Origin of the sequence: Actinoplanes sp. NBRC 103695 (genome assembly GCF_030269485.1) — a bacterium.
GTDB lineage: Bacteria > Actinomycetota > Actinomycetes > Mycobacteriales > Micromonosporaceae > Actinoplanes.
In genome coordinates, this window is sequence record NZ_BSTL01000014.1 from 105796 (window position 1) to 128033 (window position 22238).

Consider the following 22238-nt stretch of genomic DNA (forward strand, 5'->3'; position numbering starts at 1 on the left):
AAGAACCTTCCTCAAATGCCGGGCCTCAGACGCTGGGCCTTAACTGCTGGGCCTCAGATGCTGGGCTCGGGCCCGGCGTCGGCGGCCCGGGCCCACGTCCGCAGCAGTTCGTAGTACGGCAGGTGACAGCGGTAGCAGGAGGCCAGCTTGGCGTTGTTGTCCACCGTTTCGGCGTACGTCCGGCGCGGCTCGGTGAAGCCGGTGCTGTTCGCCACGTCGCGGTGCCACGGCCTGGTCCGGCTCCAGACGAGCTGGTCGCCGGGTTCCCAGGTCAGCGCCGAGGCGACGAATGGTATCCCGACGTGGTCGCAGTAGCGCTTGATCACGTCGAGCGGCGTGGCCGCCAGCGCCTCGGCCTCGATGACCAGGGGCTTGGACTTCGACGCCGCCCAGGCCCGCCAGGCGAGCTCGGCCTGGTGGCGGTAGCCCACCTCGGCGCAGGCCATGTCCGGGTTCATCGCGTAGTGCGAGGCGAGCACGGAGCGGGGATCCCGGACGATGAACGTGTGCGACCCGACGGCCGGGATGTCCTCGCCGCCGCAGCCCAGGTAGTCGTACTCCGTGGTCTCCTTGATGAAGACCCGGCGGTCCTGGGCCCGCTCCTCCAGCAGCTTCAGCAGTTCGCCGTGGCTGGTGGCGGTCCGCTCGCCGACCTGGACGTGTCCCTGGACGACGATGCTGGAGAACGGCTCGTGGTAGACCTCGTGGTCGCCGCGTTCGAGCATCATCCGCAGGAACGCGGTCGACATCGAGCGGGGCGTGCCCCAGAAGAAGAGAAGGCCGGATCGGTCTGCCATCAGCCGAGCAGGCTCGCCGGTCGGATGTCGGTCCACTCCCGATCGATGTGGGCCAGGCAGGCGTCGCGGGTGTCCGGGCCGAGGACCACCCGCCAGCCCGCCGGCACGTCGATCGTCTCCGGCCACAGCGAGTGCTGGTTCTCGCCGTTGACCAGGACGAGGTAGCCGATGTCGTCGCGTTCGAAGGGGTTGCTCACTGTGCGGGCCTTTCGATGGTGTCGCGGCCGATGTGCTCGGCCACCCGGGCGCCGATCATTTCCAGCACTTCCGCACGGGCGAGCTGCCGGTGCAGGTACTTGAGTGCCATGACGTCGATGTGGCCGGTGACGTAGCGCTGCCACATCGGCGCGAAGTACTGCTCGGGCGTTCGCGCCGCCGCGGCCTCGACGAAGAGCACGTCCCCGTCGAACACCGCGAACTGGTGGTTGTCCACGAGCTTGATCATGTTTTCGTAGAAGTCGACGATCGCCCGGCCCTTCTGCCGCATCAGGAACGAGTACGGTCCCTGCCGCCGGCGCAGCTGGTCGTAGAGGATGTCGCCGGTGAGCAGCGGTCGTTCTTCGGCGGGGACGTCGAGGTCGAAGTGCCGGGCGACGGCGTTCAGCCGGGCGACCTGGGTGGCGCGGCGGTGCGGGGTCGGCCGGGAGTCGAGCATCGCCAGCAGACCCACCCGCTGCCCGTCGCGCTGCAGCTGGACAGCCATCTCGTGGACGATCTCGCCGCCGGCGCACAAGCCCAGCAGGTGGTAGGGGCCCTCCGGCTGGACCGCCCGGATCTCCCGGACGTAGTCGGCGGCCATCGCGGTCAGGGTCTCCGGCATCGCGTCGCCGGGGCGCAGGCCGCGGGCCTGGACGCCGTACACCCCGACCTCCCGCGGGACGGCGTTGACCAGCGGGTAGTAGAGCCAGCTGAGCCCGCCCAGCGGGTGGACGCAGAACAGCGACGAGGTCGCCCCCGGCCGCAACGGCACGAGGACGTCCAGCGTGGAGTCGTCCGGTTCGGCCGCGACCCAGCCGGCCAGGTTGCGGGGAGTCGGCACGGCCGCGACCACGAGCGGGTTGATGGTGACGCCGAACTCCGCCTCGATCGCCCGGCTCAGCAGCTCGACGGTGTCCCGGCCGCCACCGAGGTCGAAGAGGTTGTCCTCGGCGGCCACCTGCTCGACCTGGAGCGCCGCGGCGAAGAGCGCGCGCATACGGTCCTCGTGGTCGGACCCCGGAAAGGCGAGCTGCGGCAGCGAAGAGATCCGGAGGGCCATGTCGGCCAGCGTCGCGCTCTCGAAGACGGCCCGGAACGGGAGATCCACGTGCAGCACCGAGCGAATCTGGTGCAGCATCTGCATGGCCAGCAGCGAGTGGCCGCCCAGGACGAAGAAGTTGTCGTCGCGGCCCACCCGGGCCACCTCGAGGGTCTCCTCCCACAGCCCGGCCAAGGTCTGCTCCACCGCACCGACCGGCGGCTCGTACGCACGCTCGTCGAGCGCCGCGCCCGGATCCGGCAGGGCGAGCCGGTCCACCTTGCCGTTGACGGTCACCGGCAGGGCGTCCATCACGACGAACGCCGACGGCACGAGATGGTCGGGCACGGCGGCGGACATCTCCCGGCGCAGGACCGCCACGTCGGTCGCGGGGTCGGCCACCACGTAGGCGACCAGGCGGCGGTTCACGCCCGAGCCGTGCACCGCGACCGCTGCCTGCCGTACGCCGGGAAGAGCCGCCGAAGCTGCCTCGACCTCACCCAGCTCGACCCGCACGCCGCGGATCTTGACCTGGTCGTCCTGCCGGCCGAGGAACTCGATCGCGCCGTCGGCACGCCGGAGCCCCCGGTCGCCGGTGCGGTACATCCGTTCGCCGGGCACGAACGGGTCCGCCACGAACCGTTCCGCGGTCAGCGCCGGCCGGTGGTGATATCCCCTGGCCAGCGGCCGTCCGGCGATGCAGATCTCGCCGGGCACCCCGGGCGGCAGATGCTCGGCGGCCGGGCCGAGCACGTACACCCGGGTGTTGTCGATCGGGAAGCCGATCGGCACGCTGCGGCCCTCGTCGTCCGGCCGGCAGTCCCAGCAGGTCACGCCGATCGCCGCTTCGGTCGGGCCGTAGAGGTTGTGCAGCCGGGTGGTGGGCAGCGCCTCGAAGAAGCGGCCGCGCAGGCTCCGCGGCAGCGCCTCCCCGCCGGCGATGACGTGACGCAGGCCGGTGCAGCCCTCGACGCCCGGTTCCCGCAGGAACATCTCCAGCATCGACGGGACGAAGTCGGCGAACGTGACCCGTTCCGCCGCGATGACGTCGACCAGGTAGCGGCTGTCGCGGTGACCGCCGGGCCGGGCCAGGACGATGGTCGCCCCGGTCATCAGCGGCCAGACCAGCTCCCAGACCGAGGTGTCGAAGGTGAACGGGGACTTCTGCAGGACGCGGTCGTCCTCGCCCAGACCGAACTTCCCGGTCATCCAGTCGAGCCGGTTCTGCACCGCGCCCCGGACGTTCACGACGCCCTTCGGCACACCGGTCGAGCCGGACGTGTGCAGGACGTACACGATGTCCTCGGCGCCCACCGGGACGTCCGGGTCGTGCTCCGGTCCCCCGTCGTGTTCCGGGGTGTGGGTGAGCACGATCTCGAGGGCCAGATCGTCGACCATCGCCGCCCGCCGGGCCAAGGGCAGATCAGGATCCAGGGGTACGAAGGCGCCGCCCGCCTTCCACACGGCGAGGACGGTCACCACCAGGTCGAAGCCACGTTCCATGCTGATGCCCACCAGGACGTCCGTGCCGACGCCCCGGCCGATCAGGCGGTGGGCCAGCCGGTTGGCCCGGCGGTTGAGTTCGGCGTACGTCAGGACCTGCCCCTCGAACCGCACGGCGGGAGTGTCCGGGGTCAGCCGGGCCCGCTGCCCGACGAGCTGATGCGCCCACGGCCGCCCGGCCCGGTCCCGGACTTCTCCGCTGCTCGCCGCCTCGACCGTCCGGCGGTCGTCGTCGCTCATCAGCGGCAGCCGGGCGATCGGCCGATCCGGTTCCGTCACGGCCGCGGCCAGCAGCCGGCCCAGCATGGCGGTCATGCGTTCGGCGGTGGCGCGGTCGAAGAGGTCGGCGGCGAAGGTCAGCTCGCCGCCCATCCCGGCGGGCAGCCCGGCGGCGTCCTGGAACTCGACGAACTGGAAGCTCAGGTCGAACTTCGCCGACCCGGACCCGACCGCGACCCGTTTCTGGTTGACGCCGGTCAGGTCGAACGCCGCCGACCGGCCGATCTGCAACGCCACCATGACCTGGAACAGCGGGTGGCGGCCCGGCACCCGGGCCGGGCTCAGCGCCTCGACCACGCTCTCGAACGGCACGTCCTGGTTGCTGAAGGCCGACAGGTCCTGCTCGCGGACCCGGGTCAGCAGCTGGTCGAACGTGGGATCGCCGGTGAGGTCGGCGCGCAGCACCATGGTGTTGACGAAGAAGCCGACGAGCTCGTCGAGGGCCTCGTCCACCCGCCCGGAGACGGGCCAGCCGAGCGGGATGTCGGTGCCCGCGCCCAGCCGGGACAGCAATGCCGCCACCGCCGACTGCACCACCATGAACACGCTGGCGCCGTGCCGTCTCGCCAAGGCGACCACGTTCTGGTGTACGCCGACCGGAACCGCCAGTGGCACCGATCCGCCGCGATACGTGCCGACGGCCGGGCGGACCCGGTCGGTGGGCAGCGGGAGTTCGTCGGGCAGGCCGGCGAGCAGGCCGGTCCAGTACGCGACCTGGTCCCGGAAGAGCTTCACCGCTTCCCGCTGCCACAGCGCGAAGTCCGCGTACTGCACCGGAAGCTCGGTCCACTGTGGGGCACGGCCGGCCCGGCGCAGTTCGTACGCCTCGCTGAAGTCGCGCATCAGCGGCTCCATGGAAGATCCGTCGGCCGCGATGTGGTGCAGCACCAGGACCAGGGCGTGGTCGTCCGGCCCGAGGGTGAGCAGGTGCGCCCGCAGCGGGATGTCCGCGGTCAGGTCGAAGCGCCGGCGAACGAGCCGGTCCACCGCCCGGTGCAGTTCGTCGGCCGCGACGTCCTCGCGGGTCAGCAGCGTGCCGAGGTCGGCCATCGGCACGAGCCGCTGCTGCGGCTGCCCGTCCAGCATCGGGAAGACGGTGCGCAGGGGCTCGTGCCGGCGCACGATGTCCGCGACGGCCGCGTGCAGGGCGTCGATGTCGAGTTCGCCGCTCAGCCGGGTGACGACCGGGATGTGGTACGCCGTGTCGTCCGGCCGCAGCTGCGCGGTCAGCCACAGCCGTTGCTGCGGGTAGGACAGCGGCACCACCGCCGGGCGGGTCTGGCGCCTCAGCACCGGCCGTGTCCCGCCCTTCAGCACCGACACCCGCCGGGCCAGCTCCGCCAGGTTCGACGTCTCGAACAGGTCCCGGACCGGCAGCTCCACCTTGAGCACCGACCGGACCCGGTTGACCAGCTGGGTGGCCAGCAACGAGTGCCCGCCCAGGGTGTAGAACTCGTCGTTGCGGCCCACCCTGGCCACGCCGAGGATCTCCTCCCACAGGCGGGCCAGGGTCTGCTCGACGGCACCGACCGGGGCCTCGTACGCCCGCTCGCCGGACGCCACCCCCGGGTCCGGCAACGCCTGCCGGTCGACCTTCCCGTTCCCCGTCACGGGCAGGGCGTCCATCAGCACGAACACCGACGGCACCAGATGGTCCGGCACGGAGGCCGCCATCCGGCGACGGAGACCGCCCGCATCCAGGGCGGAATCCCCGACCACGTAGGCGACCAGCCGCCGGTCCGCGCCCGTGCCGTGGACCAGCACCACCGCCTGGCCGACCCCGGCCAGGCGCATCAGGGCGGCCTCGACCTCGCCGGGCTCGACCCGGACGCCGCGGATCTTCACCTGGGCGTCGGCGCGGCCGACGAACTCCAGCTGACCGTCGGCGAGCCGGCGCACCACGTCGCCGGTCCGGTACATCCGCTCGCCGGCCGGGCCGAACGGATCCGCCACGAACCGGTGCGCGGTCAGGGCCGGACGGCCCGCATAGCCACGTGCCACCCCAGCGCCCGCCAGATAGAGCTCGCCGACCGCCGCCTCGCGCAGGGAGTCGTCGAGCACGTAGGCGCGGACGTTGCTGATCGGCCGGCCGATCGGCGGCGTCGTCCCGCCCTCGCCCAGGGGCTCGCTCACGGTGGCGGCCACGGTCGTCTCGGTGGGCCCGTACGCGTTGAGCATCAGCCGGTTGCGGGACCAGCGCGCGACCGTCGCGGGCGGGCACGCCTCCCCGGCGACGACCAGCGTCACATGGTCCGGCAGCCCGCCCCCGGCCTCGACCGCGGACAGCAGGGACGGCGGCAACGTCACATGGGTGACGCCGCGGTTCTCCACCAGATCCACCAGCGCCCGGCCGGGCACCAGCCGTGACCCGTCCGCGACGACCAGCGCCGCACCCGACAGCAGCGTCGTCCACAGCTCGGAGACCGAGGCGTCGAAGCTGACCGAGGCGAACTGCAGGCGCCGCTTGCCGGGCCCCAGCCCGAGCAGGTCCCGTTGCGCCGTCGCCAGGTTCGTCACGCTGCGATGGGTCACCACGACGCCCTTGGGCAGCCCGGTCGAGCCCGACGTGTAGATGACGTAGGCCGCGTGGTCCGGCAGGAGCGGGGCGTTCCGGTGCGCGTCCGCGAGGGCGTGGGCGTCCTGCCCCGCGATGTCGTCGGCCGTCTTGGGGTCGTCCAGGACGAGTTCGGAAACCCCCGGGGGTACGGAGGTCCGCGCGGCGATCGTCGTCACCACGCACCGCACCCGCGCGTCCGACATCATGAACGCCGCACGCGTGGCGGGGTACGCGGCGTCCACCGGCACGTAGATGCCGCCGGCCTTCACCACGGCCAGCGCCGCCACCACGAACTCGATCGACCGGTTCAGCAGCAGCCCGACCGCGACCTCGGGTCCGACCCCCTGGGCGACCAGCGCGCGGGCCAGCCGGTTCGACCGCTCGTCCAGCTCCCGGAACGACACCGAGGCGTCCTCGGCGATCACCGCGAGTTCGTCACCGCCACGCTCGACCCGGGTTGCGAACAGATCCGCCAGGGTGCCGGTCAACAGCTGTCTCCTCTGCCATCACGCCTTTGTGCTGAGATGGCAACAATCTGGTCGTTCACCCCGGAGAGATCAACATGAGACAAAACACCCGAATGAAAGTGCACAAAATTGGTGCGGAATGCGTCGACGGGTAGGACGCAGAACACGACGGATTCGACGGCGGTCAATCCAATGTGGTGGGTGGGCCTAAGATCCGGCGCATCGGCCGTGGCGGCACGCCGCGCTGCCGCCACTCCCTGGGATAGCCGAGCGACACCTCCTCGAAGCGGACCCCGTCGTGGTGGGTGGTCCGCGGGATGTGCAGGTGGCCGTAGACCGCCACGGCCGCGCGGTAACGCAGGTGCCAGTCGGCGGTCAGCTCGGTGCCGCACCACTGCGCGAAATCGGGATAGCGCAGAACCTCGGTCGGCTCGCGGAGCAGCGGCCAGTGGTTGATCAGCACGGTCGGCATCGCCGCGTCGGTCGCGTCGAGCCGGCGGGCGGTCAGCGCCACCCGCTCCCGGCACCACGACTCCCGGTCCGGGAACGGCGACGGATGCAGCATCACCTCGTCGGTGCAGACCACCCCGGCGTCGTACGCCCGGCGCAGCGCCTCCTCCTTGTCGGCGGCACCCGGCACGCGGAACGAGTAGTCGTACAGCAGGAAGAGGGGTGCGACCGTGACCGGACCGCCCTGGCCTGCCCAGATCGGGTAGTCGTCCTCCGGGGTGAGCACGCCGTTGTCCCGGCACATCCGGACCAGCGCCTCGTAGCGCTCCACGCCCCGCAGCCGCACCGGATCGTTCGGGTGGGTCCACAGCTCGTGGTTGCCCGGCGCCCAGATCACCGTGCCGAACCGGTCACGCAGGGCCACGAGGGTGCGCTCGACGTCGGCGAAGTTCTCGCCGACGTCACCCGCCACGATCAGCCAGTCGTCGGCCGTCTCCGGTCGCAGGCCGTCGGCGACCCTCCGGTTCCTCGGGTACGAGACGTGCAGGTCACTGACCGCGAACAGGCTCCCCGTCATCGCATCGATCATGCCGGATCAGCCGGGCGCGGACGTCGTCGGCGTCGGACGTGCCCAGCTCGGTGAAGATCAGCAGCGCCCGTTCGAGGTGGTCGCGGCCCTCGACCGCGCCGAGCGTGGCCGCCAGACCCTGGTGAGCCCAGGCCTGCTCGTAGCGGTCGCCGAGCTCGCGCGCCAGGGCCAGCGCCGCGGTGTGGTGGCGACGCGCCTCGGCGGTGGCGCCGGTGGCCAGCGTGGTGCGGCCGAGACCGTTCAGGGCGGCCGGCTCGCCGTGCCGCGTGCCGCCCCGCCGCAGGAGTGCGAGCCCCTCCCGGAAGGACCGGGCGGCGCGGGTGAGGTCGTCCAGCGCGTGGTGGACGCGGCCGAGGTAGGTCAACGTCCGCGCCTCGCCGCCGGTGTAGCCGTGCCGCCGATAGAGGGCCAGCGCCCGCTCCAGCGGTTCGAGCGCCGCAGCCCGCTCGCCCCGGCGGAGAAGTGCCAGGCCCAGGTTGGCCAGGGCGTCGGCCTCCCCGTCCGGCTTGCCCGCCGCGCGGAAGAGGTCGATCGCCTCGCGGTGGTGGTCGGCGGCGACCGCGGCCGAGCCCTGCATCATCCGGATGACGCCGAGGCCGGTGAGGCTGTGCGCCGCGCCGATCGCGTTGCCCACGCGGCGGTGCCGGTCCAGGGCCTCCTGCCGGTAGGCGGCCGCGGCCGGCAGGTCACCCAGGCTCTGATGGACGGCGCCCAGGTTGGCCAGCGCGTCGGTCTCCCCCTCGTCGTCGCCGCACGCCCGGAAGAGGCTCGCCGCCTGCCGGTAGAGCCCACCGGCCGTCCGGTAGTCCGCCCGCCACCAATGGACGGCGGCGGTGTTGTTCAGCGCGCGGGCCTCGGCGGACCGGTCGCCGAGCAACCGTGCGGCGCGGTGGGCATCGGCGTGCACGGCCAGCGCCTCGGCATGGTGACCGCCGATGTCGAGGTAACGGAACAGCGTCCTCGCCAGCGCGATCGCGTGGTTCTCCCAGCCGTGGGCCGCCCCGTGGGCACACATCGCCACCAGGTTCGGCCTTTCCGCGTCCAGCCAGGCGCGCGGTGCCGCGGGCGTCGCCGCACGCGCCGTCGCGGGCCGTTTGTGCCGCTCGGCCGGGTGCAGCGCGTCCATCGCGGCCGCGGCGGTGCCGAGGTAGTGGTCGAAGAGGCGGGTCAGGGCCGTCCGCCGGTCCGCCTCCGCGTCGTGCGCGGCGGCGAGATCGATGGCGTACGCCCGGAGCAGGTCGTGCCGGCCGTACCGCCCGGGCTCGGCGGCGTGGACCAGATGCGCCCGGGCCAGGGTGGCGGTGATCTGCGCCGCGTGATCGACGGTGACCCCCGCGAGGGCGGCGACGGCGTGCCGGTCGGCGTCCGGTCCGGGATGCAGACCGAGCAGCCGGAACACCCGCGCCGCATCGGCCGGGAGCCGCCGGTACGACCAGGAGAACACCGAACGCACCGCGGACCGGACCTCGCCCGCATCCAGCAGGTCCAGGCGGCGGGGCCGGTCGGCGAGCTCGGCGTTGAGCGCGGCGAGGCCGGTGTGCTCGTCGGTTGCCGCGAGCTCGGCTGCGACCCGCAATGCCAGTGGGAGCCGTGCGCAGTGTCCCGCCAGCTCGGCGGCCGCCGCGGGGTCGGCCGTGACCCGCGCGCCGATCAGCCGTCGAAGCAGCGCGACAGCGTCGTCCAAGGGCAACAGACCGAGGTTCATCCGGTACGCGCCGTCCAGCGCGACCAGCCCGCCGAGAGAGTCCCGGCTGGTCACCACGGCCACGCAGCCGGGCGTCCCGGGCAGCAACGGCCGGACCTGGTCGGCGCTGCTCGCGTTGTCAAGCAGCACGAGCACCCGGCGTCCGGACAGCACGCTGCGGTAGCGGGCGGCGCGCTCGTCCGGGTCGAGCGGCACAGCGGCGCCGGCGACGCCGAGCGCGCGCAGGAACCCGGCCAGCGCGTCCGCCGCCACCACCGGCTGCTCGGGGTCGTAGCCGCGCAGGTTCACGTGGAGCTGTCCGTCGGGGAAACGATCGGCGATCCGATGCGCCCAGCGCACGGCGAGCGCGGTCTTGCCCACGCCGGCAGTGCCCGCCACCAGCACCACCCCGGCCGATCCGGGCGCGATGCTCGCCAGTGTCCCGTCGAGGTCGGCGAGCTCCCGGTCGCGTCCGGTGAAACCGGCGACCGCGGGCGGGAGCTGCGCCGGTGTGATGGGCCCGGGCGGCGTGATCGCCGGCCGGACCGTCTCGGCCGGTCGGATCTCCAGCGCCGGGTCCGCGGTGAGGATCCGCTGGCGCAGGGTACGCAGCGCCGGTCCGGGGTCGATGCCGAGCTCTTCGGCCAGCCGGGACCGGACCACCTCGTAGTGGCCGAGCGCGTCAGCCCGCCGGCCGCAGCGGTCGAGCGCGAGCATGAGCTGACCGGCGAGACGCTCGTCGAGCGGCCGGGCGGCGGCCCGCGCGGCCAGGCCGGGCAGGACGTCGTGGTGCCGTCCCCGGCGCAGCTCGATGTCGTCCCGGTCGAGCTCGGCGGCGATCCGCCGGTTGGTCACCACGTCGCGCACAGCATTCAGCCAGGGCGTGTCCAGCGTCGCGAAGGCCTCGCCGCGCCACAGCCCGAGCGCCTCGGCGAACAGCGCCGTCGCCTCACCGTCGCCGGCGGCCCGCGCGCGGGCCACGAGGTGGTCGAAGCGGTGCAGGTCCACGGCCAGCTCGTCGACCGTGAGCTGGTAGCCGCCGGGCCGCCGGACGACGCCCACCCCGTCGGCGCCGGCCAGCAGCCCGCGGATCCGGGAGACGTAGTTGTAGAGCGTGCCCACGCCCCGCGGCGGCCTGCCCGCCCAGACCCGGTCGACGAGCTGATCGAGGGCGACCACCCGGTTGACGTCGACCAGCAGAGCCAGGAGCACGCCGCGCTGTCGCGAGTGCCCGATGTCGACCGCGCGCCCGTCCACGTGCACCTCGACGTCTCCGAGGACCCGGAACTCGACCTCCATGATGGACTGTCTACCAGCGCGTTCCAGCTTCGCTCCAGGTTCTGCGGGAATCCGTCACCCAGGCTCTCCCCGATGCCGACATCCATCACGCACAGGGAGACACCATGACCGTCCGCAAACGGTGGTTCGCCGCCGTCGCCGTCGCCGTCGCCGTCCTCGGGACCGGAGCCGCAGCCGCCCACGCCGCGATCCCGAACTCCGGCACCGGCCTGATCAACGCCTGCTACAACACCGACAACGGCGCGCTGCGAGTGATCGACACGCAGATCGGGCAGAGCTGCCGCGGCGTCGAGCAGCCGATCAACTGGCCGTCAGCCGGCTCCCGGGCGACGTCCTACCAGACGCCGCAGCCGGTCCTGCTGCCGCACGCCGGAGGCCTGGGGTTCACCGTGCTGGCGGGTCCGGTACTGCCGGCCGGCACATGGAACACCGACATGCACATCATCCTGATCAACTCGACCAGCGCCGCGAACACGTTCCGATGCGGCCTCTACAACGGCGGCGGCGCTCTGCTGGCCGGTGACGCGCAGTCCGTGCCGGCGTTCAGCTACCAGAGCCTCACCCTGCCCAAGCTGATCACGCTCACCCAGCCGGACCGCATCAACATCCAGTGCCTGCACGACAGTGACATGCCAGCCGGCGACGTTCAGGTCTACCACGGCGAGGTCATCACCGAGCTGATCAGCACACGTTTCTGATCGAGGGGGCGAAAGGGGCGGGCCGGGCGGTCCGCCCCTTTCGGCACTGTGGACATGCGTGCGAGCTACACGCGTGTTATACCTCTGCAACCGGTTCTTCGCCGGGGGGCGGGGAGGTGCTCGGTGGGTGTGGCCGTGGGCGTCGAGGGTCTGACGAAGACGTTCGGCCGCCAGGTGATCTGGGAGGACGTTTCCCTGACGCTGCCCGCCGGGGAGATATCCGTCCTTCTCGGACCCTCCGGCACGGGCAAATCGGTGTTCCTGAAGACGCTGGTCGGCCTGCTGCGGCCGGATCGCGGCTCGATCTGGATCAACGACCAGGACCTGCCCACGCTCTCCGAGCGGAAGCTGTACGAGATCCGCCGGCTCTTCGGGGTGCTGTTCCAGGACGGCGCGCTCTTCGGGTCGATGAACATCTACGACAACGTGGCCTTCCCGCTGCGCGAGCACACCCGCAAGTCCGAGGCGCAGGTGCGGGAGGTCGTCGCCGAGAAGCTGGACATGGTCGGCCTGAACGGCGCCGAGCACAAACTGCCGGGTGAGATCTCCGGTGGCATGCGCAAGCGGGCGGGGCTGGCCCGGGCGCTGGTGCTCGACCCCGAGATCATCCTGTTCGACGAGCCGGACTCGGGCCTCGATCCGGTGCGGACGGCGTACCTCAATCAGTTGATCATCGACCTGAACCAGCAGACCGGCGCGACCTTCCTGATCGTCACGCACGACATCAACACCGCGCGGACCGTGCCGGACAACATCGGCCTGCTGCACCACGGGCACCTGGCGATGTTCGGGCCGCGCGAGATGCTGCTGTCCAGCACCGAGCCGGTGGTGCGGCAGTTCCTCAACGCGCAGCGGGTCGGCCCGATCGGGATGTCCGAGGAGAAGGACGAGACCGAGCTGGCGGCGGAGGCGGAGTCCGGCGAGGAGCTCGGCCCGCTGCCACCGATCCCGGTGCAGCTGCAGCCCTCCAACAGAAAGCCCCGGGACGCCCAGCGGGAGCCCGGCCGGTGGTGCGCGGAGAACAACATCGAGCCGCCGGCCGGGTCGTTCCGATGAACGTCCTGGTGAGCACCGGCACCTTCGTGGCGTTCTGCCTGGACACGGCACGGAAGACGGTGCGACGCCCGTTCCAGGTGCGGGAGCTGATCCAGCAGGCCTGGTTCATCAGCTCGGTGTCGATCCTGCCGGCCGCCCTGGTGTCCATCCCGTTCGGCGCGGTGATCGCGCTGCAGCTCGGCTCGCTGGTCCGGCAGCTGGGCGCGCAGTCGTTCACCGGCGCGGCGTCGGTGCTGGCCGTGGTGCGCGAGTCGGGACCGATCGTGACCGCGCTGATCATCGCCGGCGCGGGCGGCTCGGCGATCTGCGCGGACCTGGGCGCCCGGAAGATCCGCGAGGAGATCGACGCGATGCGGGTGCTGGGCATCGACCCGATCCAGCGCCTGGTGGTGCCGCGGGTGATCGCGTCGATGCTGGTCGCGGTGCTGCTCAACGGCCTGGTCAGCGTGGTCGGGGTGTTCGGCGGCTACGTGTTCAACGTCCTGGTGCAGGGCGGGACGACCGGGGCCTACATCGCCAGCTTCCAGGCGCTGGGTCAGCTGTCCGACCTGGCCGCGGGCGAGATCAAGGCGCTGGTGTTCGGGGCGGCGGCCGCGCTGGTCGCGTCGTACAAGGGGCTGAACGCGGGAGGTGGGCCGAAGGGCGTCGGCGACGCGGTGAACCAGAGCGTGGTGATCACGTTCATGCTGCTGTTCGCGCTGAACTTCCTGATCACGGCGATCTACTTCCAGGTCGTACCGCAGAAGGGCACCTGAGGTGATCCTCGACGACCTCGGCGCCCAGCTGGCCTTCCACGCCCGCGCGTTCGCCGCTGTGCCGCGGACGCTCAAGAGGTACCCGAAGGAGGTGCTGCGGCTGCTGGCCGAGGTCAGCTTCGGGTCGGGGGCGCTGGCCGTGGTCGGTGGAACGGTCGGCGTGATCGCGTTCATGACCTTCTTCACCGGCACCGAGGTGGGACTGCAGGGCTACCAGGCGCTCAACCAGCTCGGCAGCAGCGCGTTCACCGGGTTCGTGTCGGCGTACTTCAACACCCGGGAGATCTCCCCGCTGGTGGCCGCCATCGCGCTCTCGGCGACCGTCGGGTGCGGGTTCACCGCGCAGCTGGGCGCGATGCGGATCAGCGACGAGGTGGACGCGCTCGAGGTCATGGCGGTGCCGTCGCTGCCGTTCCTGGTCACCACCCGGATGATCGCCGGGTTCGTCGCGGTGGTCCCGCTGTACGTGATCGGGCTGCTCTCCAGCTACCTGGCCACGCGGACGATGGCCACCGCCTACTTCGGGCAGTCGCCGGGCACCTACGACTACTACTTCCACCTGTTCCTGCCGCCGGGCGACGTGCTCTGGTCGTTCGGCAAGACGCTCGTCTTCAGCGTGGTCGTAGTGCTGGTGCACTGCTACTACGGCTACACGGCGAGCGGCGGGCCGGCCGGGGTGGGCGTGGCGGTGGGCCGGGCCGTGCGCACGGCGATCGTCGCGGTCAACATCATCGACTTCTTCCTGTCCCTGGCGATCTGGGGCGCCACCACGACGGTCAGGATCGCGGGATGAGGCTGCGACTGCTGGGCGTCGGGTTCATCGTGGTCCTCCTGGCCGCGACGACCTTGTCGGTGCTCGTCTACCGGAAGGCCTTCACACCGGTCGTCACCGTCACTTTGAAGGCCGACCACACCGGACTCCAGCTCAATCCGGGCGCCGATGTGAAGGTGCGGGATGTGATCGTCGGCGAGGTCCGCGAGATCACCGCCGACGGCGGCAATGCCACGCTGCGGCTGGCTCTCCAGCCCGACAGCACGCGATGGGTTCCCGCAAACGTGACCGCGCGGCTGCTGCCGAAGACCCTGTTCGGGGAGAGGTACGTGTCGCTCGAGATGCCCGCGACCTCCCAGAACCCCATAGCGACCGGCGCGGTCATCGGGCAGGACCGCAGCAGCAGCGCGCTGGAGCTGGAACGGGTGCTGGACGACGTGCTGCCGCTGCTGCGCACGATCAACCCGGCACAGCTGGCCACCACGCTCGGCGTGCTGGCCGGCGCGTTGCGCGGGCGCGGCGACCAGCTCGGCGCCAACCTGAAACGGCTGGACGACTACCTGATCCGGTTCAACCCGCACGTGCCGACGCTGCGCACCGACCTCGCCCGGCTGGCCGACACCCTGGAGGCGTACGACGGCGCCGCCGACGACCTGCTCACGCTGCTGCGCAACGCCACCGTCACACTGACCACCGTGTCCGACCAGCGGGCCCAGCTGGCGGCGCTGCTGGCCGACACCGCCGACGCCGCCCAGTACGCGACCGGCTTCCTGGACCGGCACGGCGACCGGATCATCCAGGTCGGCAAGGTCAGCGAGCCGGTGCTGGAGCTGCTGGCCACCTACTCCCCCGAGTACCCGTGCGTGCTGGCCGGCCTGGTCCGGCTGCAGCCGCGGGTCGAGGAGGTGTTCTCCGGCGGCCGGATGCACATCACCCTGGAGGCCACCCGCGACGGCGGCAAATACGTGAAGGGGCGAGACGATCCGAAGTACGACGCGAGCGGCGGCCCGGACTGCAACGGGCTGCCCAGGCCGAAGGTCCCGTTCGGCCCGCCGGACATCGACGACGGCTCCTCTCACGACGGCGGCATCGTCCCGGCGGCGATGGGTTACGCCGGGACCGAGGAGGAGCGCGGCGTGATCGACGTGCTGGCCGGCGCGGCCACGGGCACCGCGCCCGACCAGGTTCCGGACTCGGCGTCGCTGCTCTGGGGTCCGGTGCTGCGCGGAACTGTGGTGAACGAGGGATGAGCCAGAAGATCGCCTCGCCACTGATCAAGCTGACCGTCTTCGCGGCCGTCACGCTGGTGCTGACCGGGCTGCTCGCCGGGTCGCTGGGTGCGTTCGCGCCGGACGGCACCACCTACCGGGCCCGCTTCACCGACGTCACCTCGGTGCTGCCCGGCGACGACATCCGCATCGCCGGGGTCAAGGTCGGCCAGGTCACCGAGGTACGGCTGACCGGTGCCGCCACGGCCGAGCTGAAGTTCACGGTGGACGAGGCGATCGAGATCCCGGCCAACGTGCACGCCACCATCCGCTACCGGAACCTGGTCGGACAGCGGTACGTGGCGCTCACCAACCAGGCCGGGACGGCACCCGCCCTGCAAGCGGACGGGATCATCCCGCTGGCACAGACCGACCCGGCGCTCGATCTCACGGTGCTGTTCAACGGATTCGGGCCGCTGTTCACCGCGCTGAGCCCGGAGGACGTCAACACCCTGGCGTACGAGATCATCCAGGTCTTTCAGGGTGAAGCCGGAACCGTCTCCGGCCTGCTGGACCACACCGCGTCGCTCACGTCGACGCTGGCCGACCGGGACGCCGTGATCTCCCGGGTGATCACCAACCTGAACACCGTGCTGGCCACCCTGGACGACCACCGCGACCAGCTGTCCGGCAGCATCGCCACGCTCCAGCAGTTCGTCTCCGGGCTGGCCGCCGACCGGGCCGCGATCGGCGACGCGATCACCAACATCTCGGGCGTCACCAGCGCCACCGCGGACCTGCTGAAGGACGCGCGGCCGGACCTGCGCGCCGACATCGACCAGCTGGGCAAGCTCAGCGGCACCCTGGCCGGCAACCAGAACGTGCTCGACCGGACACTGACCCGGCTGCCCGGCCAGTACCGCGACCTGACCAGCACCGCCGAGGACGGCTCCTGGTTCAACTTCTTCATGTGCGACTTCGACGGGCACATCCAGCTGCCGGTGGTCGGCGAGCAGGCGGTCGGGCCGTTCAGCTCGGACAAGGCCCGCTGCACGGCGACCGAGGGTGCGCGATGAAGCGCGTCGGCGCCGCCGCGATCGTCGTGGCCGCCCTGCTGCTGTACGGCGCGTTCCACCTGGAGGACCTGACCCGGCTGTTCGGCGGCGCGACCTATCACGCGGCGTTCCGGGACGCGAGCGGCCTGGCCGAGGGCAACGAGGTGCGCATCGCCGGGGTCAAGGTCGGCAAGGTGACCGCGGTCGAGCTCGCCCGCTCGGGCGGCGCGACCTACGTGCGGGTGTCGTTCGGGGTGGACGACGACGAGGTCCGGCTGGGCGATCGGACCGGCGCGACCATCCGGATCAAGACCGTGCTCGGGCAGAAATACCTGGCGCTGGCGCCCGACGGCGGCGGCCGGCTGGCCGAGGACGCGGAGATCCCGCTGTCCCGCACCGCGTCGCCGTTCGACGTGGTGCAGGCGGTCACCGGGCTCGCCGACCGGTTCCAGCAGATCGACACCAAACAGCTGGCCACCGCGTTCGGCACGCTGTCCGAGGCGTTCGCGGACACCCCGGCGGACGTCCGCACGTCGCTCGACGGCCTGTCCCGCCTCACGAACACGCTCGCCGAGCGGGACACGCAGCTCCGCGACCTGCTGCACCACGCCCGCGGGGTGAGCAGCGTGCTCGCCGAACGCGACGAGGAGTTCCGCAAGCTGATCGCGGACGGCGACCTGCTCCTCGCCGAGGTGATCAAGCGACGGGACGCGATCCACCAGCTGCTGGTCACCACGACCGCGCTGGCCGGGCAGCTGTCCGGGCTGGTCAAGGACAACAAGGCCCGGCTCGCGCCGGCGCTGACGGAACTGCGGGAGGCGCTGGCCGTGCTGCAACGCAACCGGGACAACCTGAGCGACACCATCGAGACGTTCGCGCCGTTCCTGGACGCGTTCACCAACGTCCTGGGCAACGGGCGCTGGTTCGACTCGTACCTCGACGGGCTGGTTCAGCCGTTCACACCGGGACCGACGCGATGAGGCGGCGGATATTGGCGGCCGGCTTGGTCGTCGTGCTGGCGGGGGTGGTCGCGGTCGTGCTGCTCGGCGGCGGCCCCGGGCAGCGGCGGATCGTCGCGCACTTCACCAGCGCCGTCGGCATCGCCGCCGGGTCCGGCGTGCGGGTGCTCGGCGTGCGGGTGGGCACGGTCACCGAGGTGGTCCCGCAGGGCGGCACGGTGCGGGTGGTCATGGAGTACGACGCGGAGCAGCCCGTCCCGGCGGACGCCCAGGCGGTGATCATCCCGCCGAGCGTCGTCAGCGACCGCTACGTGCAGCTGACCCCCGCGTACGCCGGAGGTCCGGTCCTGCCCGACGACGCCGACCTGCCCACCTCGCGCACGGTGGTCCCCCTCGAACTCGACGAGGTGTACCGGGCGCTGGACGAGTTCAACCAGGCGCTCGGGCCGAAGGGCGCCAACCAGGACGGCGCCCTGAGCGACCTGGTCGACACCGGCGCGGCCAACCTGGACGGCAACGGCGAGAACCTGCACGACACCATCGACGGCGCGAGCCGGACGCTGCGGACCTTGTCCGGCGGCCGCGACGACCTGTTCGGCACGGTTGCCGACCTGCAGGAGTTCACCACCACGCTGGCCGAGAGCGACCGGCTGGTACGAACCTTCAACGACCGGCTGGCCACCGCGAGTGAGCAGCTGGCCGGCGAGGGCGCCGCGCTGGAGGCGTCGCTGCGCAGCCTGTCCGTGGCGCTCGGGCAGGTGGCCGAGTTCATCCGCGACAACCGGGCGCTGCTCACCCAGGACGTGGGCGCGCTCACCGACGTCACCACGGTGCTGGTCCGCCAGCAGCAGGCGCTGATCGAGGTCCTGGACGTGGCGCCGCTCGCGCTGTCCAACCTCAACCTGGTCTACAACCCGCGCTCGGGCACCCTGGACACCCGGGACAACCTGCTCGGGCCGAACGGGCCGGCCACCTACGTCTGCTCGCTGCTGGCCGGGCTGGTGCCGGTCGCACAGGTGCCCGAGGTGTGCGTGGCGCTCGCCGAGGACCTGCAGCGGCGCGGGCTGCCGCTGACCGATGCCCTGCGCAAGCTCCTCGGGCTGCCCCCGGCGTCGAAAGCGCCGCCGAAGCAGCCGGTGCTGACGGCGCCGGAGGTGTCCAGCGACCCCACGCTGGGCGGAATCCTGCCTCGGAGGGCACCGTGAAGCGCCCTCTCACCGCCGCGATGGCGGTCCTGCTGATCATCACCGCCGGCGGGTGCGGACGCTCGTCGAGCTACGAGGTCACCGCGACCTTCGCGGACGTGCTCGACCTGGTGCCGCGGTCGGCGGTGCGGGTCAACGACGTGACCGTCGGCAGCGTCGAGGAGATCAAGCTCGACGGGTGGCGGGCCCGGGTGCGGATGTCCCTCGATTCCGGCGTACGCCTGCCCGCCAACGTCACCGCCGAACTGCGGCAGAGCAGCCTGCTCGGCGAGAAGTTCGTGTCCCTGGCGCCGCCGGTCGGCGAGCCCGGCACCGGGAACCTGGCCGACGGCGCGCACATCCCGATCGAGCGCACCGGCCGCACCGCCGAGGTCGAGGAGGTGCTGGCCGCGCTCGGCCTGCTGCTCAACGGCGGCGGGCTGGCCCAGCTGCGCACCGTCAACGCCGAGCTGGGCAAGGCGCTCAAGGGCCGCTCCCCCGCGGTCAACGACCTGCTCACCCGGCTCGACACGCTGATCGGCGGGCTGGACGCGCAGAAGGCGGACATCACCCGGGCGATCGACGCCCTCGACTCGCTCTCCGGGCGGCTGGCCGGCGAGAAGGAGACCATCGGCAGGGCACTGGACGCGGCCGACCCCGGGCTGGCCGTGCTGGCCGACCAGCGGGCGCAGCTCACCGAGGCGCTGACCGCGCTCAGCGACCTGTCCACGGTGGGCACCCGGGTGATCGACGAGAGCCGGGACGCCACCCTGGCGAGCCTCGCCGAGCTGCGGCCGATCCTGACCCAGCTGGTCAAGGCCGGCGACGACCTGCCGCAGGCGCTGAACTTCCTGCTCACCTATCCGTTCCCGGCCAACGTGCAGGGGCCGATCACGGCGAACTTCGTCAACCTGCACGCGACGCTGGAGCTGGACGCCGCCGTGGTGCTCGCCAACCTGCTGGTGAACCCGGACGTGGGCGCGATGGAGCCGTCCGAGCCGGCGGACCCCGCCCCGGACAACAGGACGAAACCCTCGACTCCGGCGACGACCACGCCGCCCGTCGTGCCCGGCGGGCCGCAGCTCCCGAACGTACCCGGTGTGCCCCTGCCGAGCATCTCGGTCGGCATCCCCGGCGTGCCGCTGCCCACGCTCCCCGGGCTGCCGCTGCCCCTGCCCACCCGCGACTGCGGGCCGCTCGGCCTGCTCACCGGATGTGACCAGCCATGATCCTCACCCGCATGGCCAAACTCCAGGTGCTGGTGTTCCTGCTGATCAGCGCCATCGGCATCAGCTACGTCGGGCTCACCTACGTCGGCATCGGGCGTCGCGACTACGTGGTGCACCTGGACTTCGCCCGGGGCGGCGGCCTGTTCGTCAACGCGCCGGTCACCTACCGCGGGGTGCCGGTCGGCCGGGTCGAGGCCGTGCGGTTGACGGCCGCCGGCGTACGCGCGGATCTGAGCGTGGAGCAGGACGTCCGGGTGCCGGCCGACCTGCGCGCGGTGGTCGGGCTGCGGTCGGCCGTCGGCGAGCAGTACGTGGACCTGCGGCCGGCGCGGGACGGCGGGCCGTACCTCAGCGACGGCTCGGTGATCCCCGCCTCCCGGACCGGAACGCCGCTGCCGGTGGAGATGCTGCTGACCAACCTGGACGAGCTGGTGCGATCGGTGGACGGCGACAAGCTGAACGTGGTGATCACCGAGCTGGGTACGGCGTTCGAGGGCAACGCGGCGGCGCTGCAGCTGCTGCTCGACTCGTCGGACGCGCTGCTGGAGAGCGGCCAGGCCTACCTGCCGCAGACCGGGAAGCTGATCGACGACGCGAAGACCGTGCTCACCACGCAGGCCGTGCAGTCGGCGCAGCTGCGGCGCTGGGCGTCCGCGCTGGCCGACCTGAGCGGCACGCTGCGCGCCTCGGACCCGGACCTGCGCCGGCTGCTGACCGCGGGGCCGCCCGCCGCGGACGAGCTGACCGCCCTGCTGCGCGGCCTCGACCCGACGGTGGGCACGCTGCTCGGCAACCTGATCACGGTCAACGGCATCGCGGTACGCCGGTTGGACGGCATCGAGCAGATCCTGGTCACCTATCCGCTCGTGGTGGCCGGTGGCTTCACGGTCGTGCCGGGCGACGGGACCGCGCACTTCGGCCTCGTCGTGAACGCGAACGACCCGCCGCCCTGCCAGTACTCGCAGACCGGCGCGCGGACCTGCACCGACGCCGAGCTGGCGGCCGGATCCGGGGTGCGCAGCGAGCGGAACGCGCCACGGCCGGGCGGGCGGGGAACGGTCGCGCCCGCGCCGGACGGAGGCGCGGGTCCTGCGCCGGCGGCGGGTTCGGCGCCGGTCGCGGGTTACGACCCGGGCAGCGGGCTGGTGACCGGTGCGGACGGCCTGCCGCTGGCGTTCGGTGGCACCGGCGGCCAGTACGCGGTGGCCGGCGCGCAGTCGTGGAAACAACTTCTCCTCTCGGGGGTGGCTCCGTGAATCGGCCGGTCCCGTCGCGCAGCGTGCGACGCCGCCTGACCGCCCGCGCGACGACTGTGCGGCCCGTGGCGCCGCGCGATCCCGCGCCCGACACCGCACCGCCCGACGCGGGAACTCCGACCGAGACGACCCCGCCGGCCGAGGCGCCCGAAGCGCCACCTGTGACGCCGGCCGAGGCGCCCGCGACGCCGCGCCCCGACGCTGATGCGCTTCCGGCCGGGCGCTGGCGGTTCGTCATCCTCGGGCTCGTCGTGCTGCTGACCGCCGTACTCGTGGGATCTGGTCTGTCCGCTCGTGATGTCTATGACCGCCGCCGGACGGAGGACGCGCACCAGCAGGCGACCGCGGCCGCGCGGCAGGCCGCGGTCGACTTCATGTCGATCAGCGCGGCGACCGTGGACGCCGACATCGAGCGGATCACCGGCCGGGCCACCGGCGACTTCCGGGACGAGTTCACCCGGGGCGCGGCCCAGGTGCGCAAGGCCGTGCTGGAGAACAAGGTCGACGCCAAGGGCACCGTCCTGCGCACCGGCCTGGTCGACGGCGACACCCGCACCGCCACCGTCCTGGTCGCCGTGGACGCGACGGTGAAGAACAAGGGCGCGCCGAACGGGCGGCTCTCGCACTACCGGGTCCGGGTGGGCCTGACCAAGGACGGGCAGAGCGGTCGCTGGCTCGTCTCCCAGCTGCAGTTCGTCGGGTGAGGGCATGAGTCTCCGCAAGGCGCGCCGGACGGCGCTGATCCTGGCCATCGCGACCGTGGTGGCCGCCGGCGCGGGCGGCTGGCTCTGGTGGCAGCGCGACGCCGCCACCACCCGGGCCGCCGCCGCGAAGGCGTCGGTGGCCGACGCGAGCACGGCCGCGCAGGCGATCTTCTCGTACGACTACCGCAGCTGGGACGCGAGCGTGGCCAACGGCAGCCGCTACACCACCGGCGGCTTCACCGGCGAGTACGTGAAGATGACCGCCGGCCTGAAACCGATCGCCACCACCGAGAAGGCGATCGTGCAGGCGCAGGTGTCGGCCATCGGCGTGGAGGAGGCCCGGGGCGACACGGTGACCGTGCTGGTCTACCTCAACCAGTACCGCCGCAACGCCAAGATCAGTGGCGAGAAGGTCGACCAGAACCGCGTGATCCTCACTCTCCGTCGCGCCGACGGTAGCTGGAAGGTTGCCGCCGCGGCCGCCGTCTGATCGGATGTAA

17 protein-coding genes are annotated in these 22238 nt (G+C 72.1%); 12 read left to right on the plus strand and 5 right to left on the minus strand.

Features of this window, described 5'->3' with window-relative positions; all coding sequences use genetic code 11:
- Positions 1-53: 53 nt before the first annotated feature.
- The 5 genes from QSK31_RS25415 to QSK31_RS25435 all read right to left on the minus strand — a co-directional run bounded on the left by QSK31_RS25415 (position 54) and on the right by QSK31_RS25435 (position 10862).
- Positions 54-797 (minus strand): sulfotransferase-like domain-containing protein, encoded by a 744-nt coding sequence (locus QSK31_RS25415; RefSeq protein WP_285686822.1) that lies wholly within the window; start codon positions 795-797, stop codon positions 54-56.
- Positions 797-994, minus strand: coding sequence for an MbtH family protein (locus QSK31_RS25420; protein WP_285686823.1), 198 nt, complete (start codon positions 992-994; stop codon positions 797-799). Before QSK31_RS25420 ends, QSK31_RS25415 begins: the two co-directional genes overlap by 1 nt.
- Entirely contained in the window at positions 991-6861 is a 5871-nt protein-coding gene (locus tag QSK31_RS25425) for a non-ribosomal peptide synthetase (RefSeq protein WP_285686825.1), read from the minus strand. The genes QSK31_RS25420 and QSK31_RS25425 overlap by 4 nt, the downstream gene beginning before the upstream one ends.
- 163 nt (positions 6862-7024) lie before the next feature.
- Positions 7025-7867, minus strand: a complete 843-nt coding sequence (locus QSK31_RS25430; protein WP_285686826.1) for a metallophosphoesterase family protein — start codon at positions 7865-7867, stop codon at positions 7025-7027.
- Positions 7839-10862: an AfsR/SARP family transcriptional regulator gene (locus QSK31_RS25435; RefSeq protein WP_285686827.1), complete on the minus strand. Its 3024-nt coding sequence runs from the start codon at positions 10860-10862 to the stop codon at positions 7839-7841. Before QSK31_RS25435 ends, QSK31_RS25430 begins: the two co-directional genes overlap by 29 nt.
- A gap of 104 nt (positions 10863-10966) precedes the next feature.
- On the opposite strand from QSK31_RS25435, the gene QSK31_RS25440 reads away from it, so the two are divergent.
- From QSK31_RS25440 to QSK31_RS25495, 12 genes are all read left to right on the plus strand, one after another.
- Positions 10967-11560: a hypothetical protein gene (locus QSK31_RS25440; RefSeq protein WP_285686828.1), complete on the plus strand. Its 594-nt coding sequence runs from the start codon at positions 10967-10969 to the stop codon at positions 11558-11560.
- A gap of 123 nt (positions 11561-11683) precedes the next feature.
- Complete coding sequence (locus QSK31_RS25445; protein ID WP_285686830.1) at positions 11684-12616, plus strand: ABC transporter ATP-binding protein; 933 nt, start codon at positions 11684-11686, stop codon at positions 12614-12616.
- Positions 12613-13371: an MlaE family ABC transporter permease gene (locus QSK31_RS25450; protein WP_285686831.1), complete on the plus strand. Its 759-nt coding sequence runs from the start codon at positions 12613-12615 to the stop codon at positions 13369-13371. The genes QSK31_RS25445 and QSK31_RS25450 overlap by 4 nt, the downstream gene beginning before the upstream one ends.
- A 1-nt stretch (position 13372) precedes the next feature.
- Positions 13373-14164, plus strand: coding sequence for an MlaE family ABC transporter permease (locus QSK31_RS25455; RefSeq protein WP_285686832.1), 792 nt, complete (start codon positions 13373-13375; stop codon positions 14162-14164).
- Positions 14161-15393, plus strand: a complete 1233-nt coding sequence (locus tag QSK31_RS25460; protein ID WP_285686833.1) for an MCE family protein — start codon at positions 14161-14163, stop codon at positions 15391-15393. Before QSK31_RS25455 ends, QSK31_RS25460 begins: the two co-directional genes overlap by 4 nt.
- Positions 15390-16427 (plus strand): MCE family protein, encoded by a 1038-nt coding sequence (locus QSK31_RS25465; protein WP_285686834.1) that lies wholly within the window; start codon positions 15390-15392, stop codon positions 16425-16427. Before QSK31_RS25460 ends, QSK31_RS25465 begins: the two co-directional genes overlap by 4 nt.
- Positions 16424-17386, plus strand: coding sequence for an MCE family protein (locus QSK31_RS25470; protein ID WP_285686835.1), 963 nt, complete (start codon positions 16424-16426; stop codon positions 17384-17386). The genes QSK31_RS25465 and QSK31_RS25470 overlap by 4 nt, the downstream gene beginning before the upstream one ends.
- Positions 17383-18570 carry an MCE family protein gene (locus tag QSK31_RS25475; protein WP_285686836.1) on the plus strand — a complete coding sequence of 396 codons (1188 nt, stop codon included), beginning with the start codon at positions 17383-17385 and terminating at the stop codon, positions 18568-18570. The genes QSK31_RS25470 and QSK31_RS25475 overlap by 4 nt, the downstream gene beginning before the upstream one ends.
- A complete protein-coding gene (locus QSK31_RS25480) occupies positions 18567-19778 on the plus strand; it encodes an MCE family protein (RefSeq protein WP_285686837.1) in 1212 nt (403 codons plus the stop codon). The genes QSK31_RS25475 and QSK31_RS25480 overlap by 4 nt, the downstream gene beginning before the upstream one ends.
- The gene (locus tag QSK31_RS25485) at positions 19775-21034 is read left to right on the plus strand and encodes an MCE family protein (protein WP_285686838.1); all 1260 of its coding nucleotides are present in this window, start codon (positions 19775-19777) and stop codon (positions 21032-21034) included. Before QSK31_RS25480 ends, QSK31_RS25485 begins: the two co-directional genes overlap by 4 nt.
- On the plus strand, positions 21031-21738 hold the full coding sequence (locus QSK31_RS25490; protein WP_285686839.1) for an Rv1363c family protein: 708 nt from the start codon (positions 21031-21033) through the stop codon (positions 21736-21738). The genes QSK31_RS25485 and QSK31_RS25490 overlap by 4 nt, the downstream gene beginning before the upstream one ends.
- Before the next feature lie 4 nt (positions 21739-21742).
- Entirely contained in the window at positions 21743-22228 is a 486-nt protein-coding gene (locus tag QSK31_RS25495; protein ID WP_285686841.1) for an Rv1363c family protein, read from the plus strand.
- The last annotated feature ends 10 nt before the right edge of the window (positions 22229-22238 follow it).